The sequence below is a fragment of the Bradyrhizobium australiense genome, from assembly GCF_013114825.1.
Taxonomy (GTDB): Bacteria; Pseudomonadota; Alphaproteobacteria; order Rhizobiales; family Xanthobacteraceae; genus Bradyrhizobium; species Bradyrhizobium australiense.
Map to the genome: position 1 here is coordinate 1 of NZ_JAAVLX010000015.1, position 13,431 is coordinate 13,431.

11 protein-coding genes are annotated in these 13,431 nt (G+C 62.3%); 9 read left to right on the forward strand and 2 right to left on the reverse strand.

Annotated features, from left to right (window positions below; all coding sequences use genetic code 11):
* The first annotated feature begins 754 nt into the window (after window positions 1-754).
* The 7 genes from tolQ to pal all read left to right on the forward strand — a co-directional run bounded on the left by tolQ (window position 755) and on the right by pal (window position 8,569).
* A complete protein-coding gene (gene tolQ / locus HCN58_RS32465) occupies window positions 755-1,468 on the forward strand; it encodes a protein TolQ (protein WP_171583432.1) in 714 nt (237 codons plus the stop codon).
* 38 nt (window positions 1,469-1,506) lie between these two features.
* The gene (locus HCN58_RS32470) at window positions 1,507-1,983 is read left to right on the forward strand and encodes a biopolymer transporter ExbD (RefSeq protein ID WP_171583433.1); all 477 of its coding nucleotides are present in this window, start codon (window positions 1,507-1,509) and stop codon (window positions 1,981-1,983) included.
* A 53-nt stretch (window positions 1,984-2,036) separates the two neighbouring features.
* On the forward strand, window positions 2,037-2,963 hold the full coding sequence (gene tolA / locus HCN58_RS32475) for a cell envelope integrity protein TolA (protein ID WP_171583545.1): 927 nt from the start codon (window positions 2,037-2,039) through the stop codon (window positions 2,961-2,963).
* 71 nt (window positions 2,964-3,034) lie between these two features.
* Window positions 3,035-4,366 (forward strand): Tol-Pal system beta propeller repeat protein TolB, encoded by a 1,332-nt coding sequence (gene tolB / locus HCN58_RS32480; RefSeq protein ID WP_171583546.1) that lies wholly within the window; start codon window positions 3,035-3,037, stop codon window positions 4,364-4,366.
* Between the two features lie 181 nt (window positions 4,367-4,547).
* Entirely contained in the window at window positions 4,548-6,878 is a 2,331-nt protein-coding gene (locus HCN58_RS32485; protein ID WP_171583434.1) for a putative bifunctional diguanylate cyclase/phosphodiesterase, read from the forward strand.
* Between the two features lie 164 nt (window positions 6,879-7,042).
* Window positions 7,043-7,816 carry an N-acyl amino acid synthase FeeM domain-containing protein gene (locus HCN58_RS32490; protein WP_171583435.1) on the forward strand — a complete coding sequence of 258 codons (774 nt, stop codon included), beginning with the start codon at window positions 7,043-7,045 and terminating at the stop codon, window positions 7,814-7,816.
* Window positions 7,817-8,077: 261 nt separating this feature from the next.
* Window positions 8,078-8,569, forward strand: coding sequence for a peptidoglycan-associated lipoprotein Pal (gene pal / locus HCN58_RS32495; protein ID WP_057838504.1), 492 nt, complete (start codon window positions 8,078-8,080; stop codon window positions 8,567-8,569).
* A 45-nt stretch (window positions 8,570-8,614) separates the two neighbouring features.
* Here the strand turns inward: pal and HCN58_RS32500 are convergent, their stop codons facing one another.
* Window positions 8,615-9,469: an alpha/beta fold hydrolase gene (locus HCN58_RS32500; protein WP_210266264.1), complete on the reverse strand. Its 855-nt coding sequence runs from the start codon at window positions 9,467-9,469 to the stop codon at window positions 8,615-8,617.
* Between the two features lie 203 nt (window positions 9,470-9,672).
* On the opposite strand from HCN58_RS32500, the gene ybgF reads away from it, so the two are divergent.
* Window positions 9,673-10,815 carry a tol-pal system protein YbgF gene (gene ybgF, locus HCN58_RS32505; protein WP_171583437.1) on the forward strand — a complete coding sequence of 381 codons (1,143 nt, stop codon included), beginning with the start codon at window positions 9,673-9,675 and terminating at the stop codon, window positions 10,813-10,815.
* 58 nt (window positions 10,816-10,873) lie between these two features.
* Here ybgF and HCN58_RS32510 read toward each other — a convergent pair whose 3' ends face one another.
* Window positions 10,874-12,139, reverse strand: a complete 1,266-nt coding sequence (locus tag HCN58_RS32510; protein WP_171583438.1) for a DUF892 family protein — start codon at window positions 12,137-12,139, stop codon at window positions 10,874-10,876.
* A gap of 213 nt (window positions 12,140-12,352) precedes the next feature.
* Between HCN58_RS32510 and tilS the strand changes: the two genes are divergently transcribed.
* Window positions 12,353-13,387 (forward strand): tRNA lysidine(34) synthetase TilS, encoded by a 1,035-nt coding sequence (tilS, locus tag HCN58_RS32515; RefSeq protein WP_171583439.1) that lies wholly within the window; start codon window positions 12,353-12,355, stop codon window positions 13,385-13,387.
* Window positions 13,388-13,431: the final 44 nt, after the last annotated feature.

Below are 13,431 nucleotides of genomic sequence, written 5' to 3' on the forward strand. Positions count from 1 at the left end.
AAAGATGTACGCGCCGAAAGCGTACGGTGAAATCGTGTGGTTCTGGCGCCGCGGTGCTGGCGTTAAGTCCGAGAGAAGCGAAGCTTCTCGGAGGCGACGGTGGCAAGAAAGCCGTTCACCGGGAAGAGCACGAAGTAAGCCGTAAAGCCATTGCGCAGGGAAGGCCGGGATGCTCCCGCTGTACCTGTATGCTCGTGTGCGTTCTTTTTATGCGCAACGGCACACGAGACCGCGGGTGCGGCGCGCACCCGGTCTTCCCTGCGCCCTCTGAACAAGAGGGCGGGAAGTTGAGAGCAAAGCTCGGGCGAACCAGGCCGCGAGAACGCGAAACTGCATCTAGCCGTCATTGCAATGACGGTGGAGAGAGCCGGCGGTCGCTCCGCTGCTCACCCATGCCCTCGGGATCCCGAAGGCCGACGCCGCCGGCCATGCCGCAACTTCCCGGAGCCCATGGAACCCGGCTCCTGCCCCCGTAACCGCCCGGCCTGACTGGACTTCCGGCAGTGAAATTCCCTATTGGTAACCTAAAGTTAACCAAGCTTAGCGTCTGGTTAGGGACGGAATGACGCGCTGGCAGCCCTCGTTTTGACATGTTGGCAGGGGAAGCAAGGCCTGGCTTTCGGCGGGCCCCCCATGTGACAGGAAAGAGGCTCTCGCGCTGGCGCAAATCGCCGCGCCCGACGCGCGGCTGTGAAACCGGCAGCCATTTGCTCCCGGAGGAAATAGGGACACTTGCGTTGAGAGGATACCGCTCATGAATCCGGCCGACGTGACTCCGGCAGCCTTGCCGATGGTCTCCGCCGATGTGTCGCTGATAGCGCTGTTCCTGCAGGCCCATTGGGTGGTGAAGACGGTCATGCTGGGCCTGCTCGCCTGCTCGGTCTGGGTCTGGGCGATCGCGATCGACAAGATTTTCCTCTATTCGCGCACCAAGCGGGCCATGGACCGCTTCGAGCAGGCGTTCTGGTCCGGCCAGTCGATCGAGGAACTCTACCGCGCGCTTTCGGCCAAGCCGACGCAATCGATGGCGGCGTGCTTCGTTGCGGCCATGCGCGAGTGGAAGCGCTCGTTCGAGAGCCAGACGCGGTCCTTTGCAGGATTGCAGATGCGGATCGAGAAGGTGATGAACGTCTCCATCGCCCGCGAGGTCGAGCGGCTGGAACGGCGACTCCTGGTGCTGGCGACCGTAGGTTCTGCCGGGCCGTTTGTCGGCCTGTTCGGAACTGTCTGGGGCATCATGTCGAGCTTCCAGTCGATCGCGGCCTCGAAAAACACCTCGCTTGCGGTCGTGGCGCCCGGCATTGCGGAAGCGCTGTTTGCGACCGCTATCGGTCTTATCGCCGCCATCCCCGCGACCATTTTCTACAATAAATTCACGTCCGAGGTGAACCGGCAGGCACAGCGGCTGGAAGGTTTTGCCGACGAATTTTCCGCCATCCTGTCCCGCCAGATCGACGAGCGGGCGTGAGCCCTGGCAAATGACGAGCGCATCGTGAGATCAAGATCATGGCGATGAACATGGCAGGTTCGGCGGGCGGTGGCGGCGGACGCCGCGGCCGGCGTCGCGCCGCCGTGATGGCGGAGATCAATGTCACGCCGATGGTCGACGTGATGCTGGTGCTGCTCATCATCTTCATGGTGGCGGCGCCTTTGATGACCTCGACGATCGATATCGATCTTCCGGTCGCCGGCGGCGGCAAGCAACTGCAAGCCAACGCGCCGCCGCTGACGCTGTCGGTGAAGCGCACCGGCGGGGCCTGCAACTCCAACATCGAGCTCTATCTCGGGGACACGCTGATTTCGGCCAATGATTTGCTGCCCAAGATCAAAGCGATCCGGGAGACCCGGTCGGAGGCGGAGAGCGTGGTATACCTGCGGGGCGACAAAGACGTTTGCTACACGGATATGATGAAACTTTTGGGGTATATTCGGACGGCGGGGTTCAAGGCGAATATCGTCATCGTGCCGGAGCAGGGCTCCTGAGCCATGCAGCGGCGCGCGATGACTGACGGCGGAGCGGAAAAGCTCAGGTGAAGATCAAGGTCGACAAGACGGTGATGGCGTCGGTTGCCCTGCACGTTCTCGTGCTGGGGTGGGTGATGCTGTCGTTCTCGACCAAGGCGCTCGAAATGCCGCCGGAAGAGTCGGTGGCGGTCGATGTCGTTTCGTCGGACCAGCTTGCCAAAGTGATGGCCGGCATGAAGACCGGCAAGAAGGAAAATCCAAAGCCGCTGGTCGAGAAAGTTGCCGAAGCCAAGCCGGTCGATGATGCCGTCGGCAAGATCACCGAGAAAGCGCCTGTCGTGACCGAGACCGCGCCGGCACCCCAGCCGAAGGTCGAGGAGAAGCCGGTCGAGAAGAAACCCGATCCGCCAAAGGTCGTCGAGAAGCCGAAGGAAGAGCTGAAGCAGGTCGAGAAAAAGCCCGACCCTCCGAAGGTTGATCCGATCGGCGAGACCCTCAAGAAGGAAGAGAAGAAGCCGCCGCCGAAGCCGCCGGTGCAGGCCGCCAAGCCGCCAGAGCCGGCAAAGCCGAAGATTGTCGAGCGGCACTTCGATCAAAACCAGATCGCCGCGCTTCTCGACAAGCGCGATCCGTCGCGCCAGGCCACGACCGGCGACACGCTGAATTCCAATGCCGCTCTCGGCACGGCCAAGGGCGCGGCCGCGGATAATTCCGCGACATGGGGTTCGATGTTCCAGCGGCAGGTCGAGCGATGCTGGAAGAAACCTTATGGCGGGATAGAATCACAGAAGCCTGAAGTGGCGTTTGCTATTCGTCTGAAGCGCGACGGCACGCTCGAAGGCACGCCGGTTCCGGAAGGAACTCCGGCGACGCCGTTCCTTCGGGTCTATCAGGAGAGCGCGTTACGCGCGATCATCGAATGCCAGCCGTACAAGCTGCCCGCGGCCTTTTACGAGGAATGGAAATATTTCGCGCCGGTGTTCAAGGAAAAAGCCTGATTGCGCTCGCCCTTTGGCGATCACACATGAGCAAGATTGAAGCGATGACTGACAAAGATGGATTGCCCAACATGTCGTTCCGCCTGAACCGCCGGCAGATCATTACCGGAATGGCTTCGACAGGCCTTCTGATGGGCAGTCATATCGGCAGCGCCTTCGGCCAGAAGCGCGTCGTCATTCCCGAGGGCGAATTCACCCCGCTCCCGATCGCGGTCCCGAATTTCGTCGCGGGCACGCCTGGGGATGCCGAGGTCGGCGTCGGCGTGTCGCAGGTCATCACCAACAACCTCAAGCGTAGCGGGCTGTTCGCGCCGATTGACCAGGCTGCTCATATCGAGCGCATCACCAATATCGACACCGCGCCGCAATTCCAGAGCTGGAAGCAGATCAACGCGCAGGCGCTGGTGACGGGACGGATGACCCGGCAGGGCGACGGCCGCCTGAAAGCGGAATTCCGTCTCTGGGACGTCAATCAGCAGCAGCAACTCACCGGGCAGCAATATTTCACCTCGCCGGAATACTGGCGGCGGATCGCCCATATCATCTCCGACCAGATCTACGAGCGGCTGACCGGAGAGAAGGGCTATTTCGATAGCCGCGTCGTGTTCGTCGACGAGACGGGCTCCAAGGAGCGCCGCGTCAAGCGATTGGCGCTGATGGACCAGGACGGCGCCAACGTCCGGTATCTGACCAAGGGCTCCGACCTGGTGCTGACGCCGCGGTTCTCCCCCTCGACGCAAGAGATCACCTACATGGAATTCGGGCAGGGCGATCCGCGCGTCTATCTGTTCAACGTCGAGACCGGGCAGCGCGAGATCGTCGGCAATTTCCCTGGCATGTCGTTCTCGCCGCGGTTCTCGCCGGACGGCCAGCGCATCATCATGAGCCTGCAGCAGGGCGGCAACTCGAACCTGTTCGTAATGGATTTGCGTTCGAAATCGACGACGCGGCTGACCGACACGCCGGCGATCGACACCTCGCCGTCCTATTCGCCCGACGGCAGCCGGATCTGTTTCGAGTCCGACCGTGGCGGCAAGCCGCAGATCTACGTGATGCCGGCCACCGGCGGCGGCGCGCAGCGCATTTCGTTCGGCGAGGGCAGCTATTCGACGCCGGTGTGGTCGCCGCGCGGCGACTACATTGCCTTCACCAAGCAGGGCGGCGGCGCGTTCGCCATCGGCATCATGAAAACCGACGGTTCGGGCGAACGCATCCTCACCTCCGGCTTCCATAATGAAGGGCCGACCTTTGCGCCGAACGGTCGGGTCGTCATGTTCTTCCGCGATCCCGGCGGCAGCGGCGGGCCGTCGCTGTACACGGTCGATATCTCCGGTCGTAACGAATTGCGGGTACCAACGCCCGGTTTCGCTTCCGATCCGGCGTGGTCGCCGCTGTTATCATAATGGAACCCGCCCGCACGGTGGGCCCGCCGTTAATCGGCAAACATTGCCTACCCTGCTGATTTTTCAGGCAAATTTTTTCGTTCACCAAGCAACAGCAACGTCTCGGTAACGACGTTCCCTCAGAAAGACTTCACCTGAGAGGGGTAGAACTACCTACCCTAACAGGACGCGTGCCCCCGATATGCAGCTCGCAAATCAGAGCGGAGAGCCGGATCAACAAACGTCGCCGTATCTTCGCGCGGCATTGATCGATTCGCTCTTTGAAACTTCCGCTCCGATGCTTGCGGGCCTCGTCTTCGGAGCCGGTGCGGCAGCGATGACCGCGCTGAAGACGGGAGAAACTCTCATCTGGGCGTGTGTCGCGCTTCTCGTCGTTGCTGGCGTTGTCCGCGCGTTCGTCCTGCAGCTTTACCACGCGCGCAAATCGACCCCGACCGTTGAGGAAGCTGCGCTGTGGAAGAAGCGCCATCAGATTGGAGCGATGATCCAGGCCGCTGCGCTCGGCATATGGTGCTCCGCCACGCTGTTGGTCAGTGACGATTCCCTGGCCCATATGATTTGCTTATCCGTCACCACCGGGATCCTGGCGTTAGGTGCGGGCAGGGCCTATGGACGGCAGTGGATATTCCAGCTGCAGGCTGCACTCATCTTCGGTCCAACTGTGATCGCGCTGGCGTTGCGTGGCACGCCCTATTACATGGCCATGTCGGTCGTGTGCGCCGCATTTCTCGTGGCTGTTCTGCAAATTTCGATCAATTTGCACAGAATATTTATGCAGGCGCTTGTGGCACGCGAGCGCGAGGCGGCGCTGGCCGGCCAGTTCGATGCCGCGCTCAACAACATGCCACACGGGCTGTGCATGTTTCGCGCCGATGGCCGGCTTGCGGTGATGAATCATCGTTTCGCCGAGATCATGAACTTGTCCGATGAATTCTTGCAAGGCGGTGCCAGCGCGCTCGACATCGTCTCCGCCTGCGTTGCCTCCGGCGCGATCTCGGCGGCGAGCGCCAGCCTCATTCTGCAGGAAGTCGAGGACTCCCGGGCCACTGATATCATCACGGCCGATCCGGACTTCAGCAAGAACCGGTCGTTGTCCTGGACGTTCCAGCCGATGGCCCACGGCGGCACCGTCATGCTGGTGGAGGACATCACCGAGCGCAAGGATGCGGAAGCCAGGATCAGCCATCTGGCACGCTATGACGAGCTCACCGAGCTCCCCAACCGGGTCAATTTCCGCGACGAGATCGGACATCTTCTGGCGGTCGAGCAGGGCGCCGAGCACCTATCGGCATTGCTGTTCGTGGACCTCGACCAGTTCAAGCAGGTCAACGACACGCTCGGCCATCCCTGCGGCGACCAGTTGTTGTGCGCGGTGGCCGGTCGCCTGCGTGAGATGCTGCGGCCCGAGGATTTCGTCGCTCGCTTCGGCGGCGACGAGTTCGTGGTGTTCCAGCAGAACATCCAATCCCCCGACGACGCCGCCGGTCTCGCGCGGCGCATCGTCGATCGCCTGAGCGAGCGCTACAAGATCGACAACCATCTGGTCGAGATCGGCGCCAGCGTCGGCATCGCCATGACCTCGCGCGGCGTCAGCGCCGACACGCTGTTGAAAAATGCCGACATGGCGCTGTATCGCGCCAAGGCTGACGGCCGCGGCACCTTCTGCTTCTTCCGGGAGGAAATGGCGCAAATCGTCGAATCCCGCCGCATCCTCGAACTGGACCTCCGCAAGGCGTTGGCCAACGAGGAGTTCGAGCTGTTCTTCCAGCCGCTCGTCAATCTCAAGTCGGGCCGGATATCGACCTGCGAAGCGCTGATACGCTGGAATCATCCGGTTCGCGGCACGGTGTCGCCGACCGACATCATTCCAATCGCCGAAGACATGGGGCTGATTGTCGATCTCGGCCGCTGGATTTTGCGTAAGTCCTGCATGGAATGCATGAAATGGCCAGAGGCCGTCAGCGTTGCCGTTAACTTCTCGCCGCAGCAGTTTCATCAGCGGGACGTACTGAGCGAAGTCCGCTATGCACTCGAGGTCTCCGGCCTGCCGGCGAATCGGCTCGAAATCGAGATCACCGAATCCTCGCTGCTGCGTAACACGCAGTTGACCCACGACGTGCTGTCGCAATTGCATTCGCTCGGCGTGCGGATATCGCTCGACGATTTCGGCACCGGCTATTCGAGCCTCAGCTATCTGCACAACTTCCCATTGCAGAAGGTGAAGATCGACCGCTCCTTCCTGGAAGGGATCGACAGCGACCGTCCGCTGACGCTGCTGCGCGGCGTGGCGCGGCTGTCAGCCGATCTTGGGATGTCGGTCGTGGTCGAGGGCATCGAGACCAACGAGCAACTCGAATTGATCAGCGCCGATGGTGCGGTAACCGAGGCGCAGGGCTATCTGTTCAGCCCACCGGTCCCCGCCATACGCGTCCGGCAGTTGCTTAACGCGTCGCACGGTCGCCGCATGCCTGACGATCAGCTCATCGCTGTTTCTTCGCGATCGATCGCCTGACTTCAACGTAATCAGTCCCACTGTGTTCGTGCTGTCGACACAGCTACCCCGGGTTTTTGCGGGCTGCAAGGTTAACCCTAACGTGTCTAAGCCTTTGCAATTTTGTTAAGGAGCCGTTAATCTTTCGCACTCGTGGAAGTTGTTGTGGAAGGTTAGGAGTATCAATGAAGGCCGGAGCCGAACCGCGCACTTCGCTCTTTGGGCCGGAGTCAGGGTTGTCTGATCGGGTCGATTACCGACTCATGGAAACTCCCGAGGAAAAAGATTGCATCTATTTGATGCGTTACAAAGCCTATCTGCATGGCGGAGTAACCTCGCCGTCAGAGTCTCAGCGCGTCAGCGATCGTTACGACGATGCGCCCAACGCCTGGATTTTCGGAATCTATGTTGACGGAGAACTCTGTAGTTCTATCCGCCTCAACGTCGTGACGTCAGAATGTCGGATTTCCGGTTCGACCGACTTGTTCGGCGATGTTCTTCACCCGCGCCTCGATCAAGGCGAAGTTTTCATCGATCCGCTTCGTTTGGCTGCGGACCCCGAAAAAACGAGGCGGTTCCCTGACCTTCCCTATCTGACGGTGCGGCTGGCCTATCTGGCATGCGAGCATTTCAACGCCGATACCGGGCTCGCGCTCGTTCGTGCCGAGCACCAGGCGTTCTATCGTCGGGTCTTCATGTCCGAGGTCATCGCTGAACCGCGTTCGTTTCCGGGCTTTTTGCCAAAGGTGTCATTGCTGGCGTCCGATTACCGGACCGTACGGGAAAAGGTCATGACCCGTTTTCCCATCATGCGTTCGACGTCTGTCGAGCGGCGGATGCTGTTCCAGCGCGCCGGCGAGCGCCCTTCCTCGCCGCGCGGGGTCGTCACATCTTTCGAGCGCGCCTTCCGACTTCCTGAAACGGCTGGACAACGCCGGACCAGACCGTCCGGCCCATAAGCTCCTAGCCGAATTCCGCGACTCGTCATTCCTGGACCACCGTTGCCGAAACGCCGCAAATCCGGTGATTTCGGCCCGTGCGTACTTGCCTTCACCCTCGCGCCACATTTACAAACCATTAACTATCGCAGTCGCTTTTCACGGTTTGTCGGCATTTGATCGGGTCTGGCAAGGTTCCATCAAGGTTGACGGAACGTTCGCTTAACCATCGACCTGTAGACCGGATAACAGTCGAAAAACGTGAGCGTTGGAGGCTCCGGAATGAAATACCAGATGCGTATCCTCCAGGGATGGAAGCTGGCGGCTGTGGTCGCTGTGGCGCTGTCGATGGGCGCCTGCGCCAAGAACAACGTCGGTGCCGACGGCGCGATGGCCAGTGCGGCCACCCCGGGCAGCCAGCAGGATTTCGTGGTTAACGTCGGCGACCGCGTGTTCTTCGAGAGCGACCAGACCGATCTGAGCCCGCAGGCGATCGCCACGCTGGAGAAGCAGGCGCAGTGGTTGCAGACCTACAACCGCTATTCCTTCACTATCGAAGGCCATGCCGACGAGCGCGGCACCCGCGAGTACAACATTGCACTCGGCGCGCGCCGCGCCCAGTCGGTGCGCAGCTATCTCGCCTCCCGCGGCATCGACCCGAACCGCATGCGCACGATCTCCTACGGCAAAGAGCGTCCGGTGGCGGTTTGTAACGACATCTCTTGCTGGTCGCAGAACCGCCGCGCCGTCACGGTGCTGAACGCCGGCGCCTGACGAATTCGATCTCGCAGAGTTTGCCGGCGCCTTCGGGCGCCGGTTTCATTTTGGGCCGGTGATGAAATGGCGGATCACGGCCAGCGCGCGTTCGGGTGCATCGTTGATCACGCCGTGTCCGCAACCGGCAAAGCGCTCGAACTGCACGAGGTGCGGCGGCAGCGCGGCGGCGATATCCGCCTGGCTCTCGATCGGATGCATCGGGTCGTCCTCGCCGCCGAGCACCAGGGTCGGGCAGCGGATGCGACCGAGATCCGGAAACATGTTGAACCTGTCGCTCTCGCCGTCGGGTCTTGCGAACCAGTGCAGCGCCACCTCTCGACGATTGACCGCGCGCCGCGCCATGTCCGGATCACGCGGCATGCGCGTATAGACAGGCATGGCAAGCCGCAGCCAGGCGTCGCGCTCTGTCTGATCCAGGGGGCCTTTAGGCTCCAAAAACCGGCGGCGCGCCAGCACGCCGACTTCCGGACCGCCGAAGCGCTCGAACAGCGCTACGCGCCGTTCCCGATAGGAACCACCGGCAGCCTCGGTGCTGATGAGGATCAGTCTGGAAGGGTGATCCGGATGGCGCGTGGTATAACTTAACGCGACCATGCCGCCGAACGACGCGCCCAAGACGATCGGATCGACGATGCCAAGGGCCTCGCAGAACGCGTGCACGTCGTCGCCCCATTGCGCCAGCGTCCAGCGCTCTCGCGGACCGTCCTCGCTGCGGCCGTTGCCGCGATGGTCGAGGTAGATGATTTGGGCAATGTCGGCCAAAGCAGAGTAGGCGGGCCGATAGATCGAGTGGTCGAAGCCGGGACCGCCGTGAAGCATCAGCAGCATCGGCTTTTCCCGCATCATGGGGCCGTCGGGGACGAATTTCGCGCCCTCGACGTCGAAGAACAGCCGCACTCCGTTCACGGATACGTGCATCAGCGGGCTCCCCCTCGGTTTGTGAATGGTCCGTCGGACCGCGCGGCTTGTCTTGAAGCGGATACTAAACCATACCGGAATTCGGCGAGGCGAATCGGAAATGCCAGTCACAATTCTGGCGTACTCCCGCTCTCAATGTGTTCTGCTTTCGTTTGACACGCGATTTTCGTCGTCAGGGCAAAATGTCATCCAGATTCCTCAATGCTGCCGGCGCCGCGGCGATTGCCGCGATACTGGCTTTGTCTGCGCAGCCCTCATCCGCGCAGATATCGTTCCCGTGGGAGCGTTCACCGCAAGGCGCCCCGCAAGTCCAGGCGCAGTCCGATGACGCCGACCTGGAAATGCGGATCCAACGGCTCGAAAACCAGCTCCGGCAACTGACCGGCCAGAACGAGGAACTGCAGTACCGTAACCGGCAGCTTGAGGATCGGCTGCGGCAGCTCGGTGCCGCGCCGCCCGCACAGGGTGGCCAGCCCCAGGTTGCGCAGCCCAACGTGGCCGCAGCGCCTCCAGTTCAGCCCGGCCCGCCGCAGGGGCAGGGCTATCCCCAACAAGCCTATCCGCAGCAGGGGGCTCGTCAGCCGCAGGGCTATCCGCAGGCCCAACGCGGCTATGATCAGCAACCGCAGATCGCTTCGCCCGCCCCGATCGCACAGGACCCGGCAGCCCCGCAGACAGGCGGCCGCCGCCGCGGCGATGCCTTTGACCCCAGCCAGAATCCCAATGCCCCCGGCGCGCCGCGCGCGCTCGGCGGTGGCCAGTTGCCGGTAGCGAGCGAAGCTTCAGTCGGCGCGCCCGGCGGCCGCGGACCCGGTGAGCCGCTCAATCTCGGCGGTCCGCGCGATCCCGGCGGCGCCTTGCCGCCGCCCGTGGCGGCAGCACCGCCACCGCGCGGCCCCGGGCCCGGCGCCAGCGCCGCGCTGACCACGTTGCCGCCTTCGGCCACGTCCAAGGACGAATTCGATCTCGGCATCGGCTACATGCAGCGCAAGGATTATGCGCTGGCTGAAGAAACCATGAAGAACTTTGCGCAGAAATATCCGAGCGATCCGCTGATTGGGGATGCGCAATACTGGCTTGGCGAAAGCTATTTCCAGCGCCAGCAATATCGCGATGCCGCCGAAGCGTTTCTCGGCGTGACCACCAAGTTCGACAAATCAGGCAAGGCGCCCGATGCGCTGCTGCGGCTCGGCCAGTCGCTGGCGGCGCTGAAGGAAAAGGAAGCCGCCTGTGCGGCGCTCGGCGAAGTGACGCGGAAATATCCGCGCGCCTCTGCCAGCGTGAAGGCTGCCGTCGATCGTGAGCAAAAGCGGGTTAAGTGCTAATCGCGATCTCTGCTGCAGCCTCGGCGGTCCGCAGCAGAGACCAGTTGCAGCTTGCTGTTTATTGTTCGGCTTGCTCGATTGCCGCCGGCATCTTCGCCACTGACATCAGCGACCGCGCCACCTGGTTGAGAAGCTGATCTGAGTTTTCTTCCTCGGCCAGCGACTTGGACAGCAGGGCGACGACCGCGCTGTGGCGCAATTGCTGAGCGAGATTCTTCGCCGTCGTGTAAGCTGAGATCTCGTAGTGCTCGACGCGCTGGGCGGCACCGATCAGCGCCAGATCGGCCGCGGCGTCTTCCTTTTCCTCGCCCTCTGCCATGACCTCCTGGCCTTCCTCGATCAGCCCCATCATCCCCTTGCAGGGTTTGGCGCGGGCTGTTTTGCCGAGCAGTTCGAAGCACTCGTTGATACGTTCGACCTGGTTCTCGGTCTCGGCGAGATGCTGTTCGAACAGTTCACGCAATTGATCGAAACGCGCCACTTCGGCCATCTTCGGAAGCGCCTTGGTGAGCTGTTTCTCAGCATGCAGGATGTCGCGGAGCTCATCGATCAAGAGATCGTCGAGTCCGGCCTCATCGACCGGCGGCGAGCTTTCCGTGACGACGACGGTGCCCGGTTCGGCCTGAATGGCCGGAGATTCCGTGAATACCCAGCCGTTGCCCTCGTTCCAGGGGCCGCGCGTGTCGATTTCGCCATGCTCGCCGGTGCCGGTGGAATCGTTGAAGTACTGGTCGACCAATCCTGGCGTTGGCGCAATGCGGCCGACGCTGAACGCCGGCTTCTGCATGCTTTCAAGCGCCAGCGAGAATGCTTTCATGTGGGTGATTTCGCGGGTCATCAGGAACTGCAGGGCGTCCTTGGTGCCGGCATCATCGCAGAAATTGATCAGCCGCTCGTAGACGATCTTGGCCCGCGCCTCGGCGGCGATATTGTTACGCAAGTCGACGTCGAGCTCGCCTGTTATCTTCAGGTAGTCGGCGGTCCACGCGTTGCCTTGCGAATTGAACAGGTTGATCCCGCCGCCGCCCGCGATTGCGATCAGCGGGTCGGCTTCAGCCGCCTGACGGTCGAATTTTGTCGGTTTCAGGTGCATGCGCGCCAAGGTGCCGACCACCTCAAGATGGCTGAGTTCCTCGGTGCCGATATCCATCAGCAGATCTTTGCGATCCGGATCTTCGCAATTGAGGCCCTGTATCGAATACTGCATCGCGGCCGCGAGTTCGCCGTTTGCGCCGCCGAACTGCTCAAGGAGCATATTGCCAAAGCGGGGATCCGGTTCGTCCACCCGAACGGTGAACATCAGTTTCTTGACGTGGTGATACATGGGAGAGCCTCGACGGTTAGGATGAAGAATCCCGAACGGCACGTCTCTACGCTTTGTTCCTAAACTAATGCGTGTGGTCGCAGCGACGCCCCGGCTCAATCGGAACCTCGCTTGGCAGCAGTTTCCTGGCAGCAGTTTGATGGGAGTGCCAAGTGCCTTGCGGTAATCGGCAGATCGCTCCAAACATAGAGTTTTCACGGCGTTGGCAGGGCTATGTCTGATTTCGACCGATCTCCCATTTCAGCGAGCGAGGCTAAAAGCCTGTTCGCGGAGTGGAGAGCTGCGCCCGCGCTCGTGCTGGCAGTGTCCGGCGGTCCCGACTCGATGGCGCTGATGTGGCTTGCCGCGCGATGGCGACGTTCGCTCACGCGGGGGCCGCGACTGATCGCCATGACGGTCGATCATGGCTTGCGGCCGGAGGCCGCGCGCGAGGCCCACGACGTCAAGCGCCTCGCCGGCTCGCTTGATCTGCCTCATCGCACGCTGCGCTGGACCGGGGCCAAGCCGAAAACCGGCTTGCCGGCTGCAGCGCGGGAAGCGCGTTACCGCCTGCTGGTGCAGGCCGCACGGGCGAGCGGCGCAACGCACATCTTCACCGCGCATACCCGCGACGACCAGGCCGAGACGCTGTTGATGCGCATGCTGCGCGGCAGCGGCATCGCCGGTCTCGCGGCAATGGCGCGCGAGACCGAGCGCGACGGCGTGTGGCTGGCGCGGCCGCTGCTGGATATCCCGAAGTCCCGGCTCGTCGCGACGCTGGGCAAGGCGAAGATCGCCTTTGCCGACGACCCCACCAATCGCGACATGAGCTTCACGCGGCCGCGGCTGCGTGCATTGATGCCGGTTTTGGCCGAGGAGGGCGGCGACAGCCGAAACCTGGCGCGGCTGGCATCGAGGCTGGCGCGGGCGAATGCCGCGATTGAAGTGCTGGCCGACGGCGCCGAGCGCTATCTCGCCGTGAGAAATCGCGATGATGCCTGGCGCTTCGGATTCGATGCCCAGGCGTTTGCCGGCTTGCCCGAGGAAATCCGGCTTCGGCTGCTCAAGCGCGCGATCGACCGGGCCGGTCACGAAGGACCCGCGGAACTCGGCAAGGTCGAGGCGCTGCTGGCGGTACTGGACAACGCCATTGCGAACGGCCAAAAGCAGACAAGACTGAAACAGACGCTGGCCGGGGCCGCGATCAGCCTGACCGGAGGCCGAATTCACGTCGATCCGGCGCCGCCGCGCCGGGGCAACCGGGCCTGAGAAACGTTCCCATGTCGGGATATGCGCAATATCGGGACGGAGAG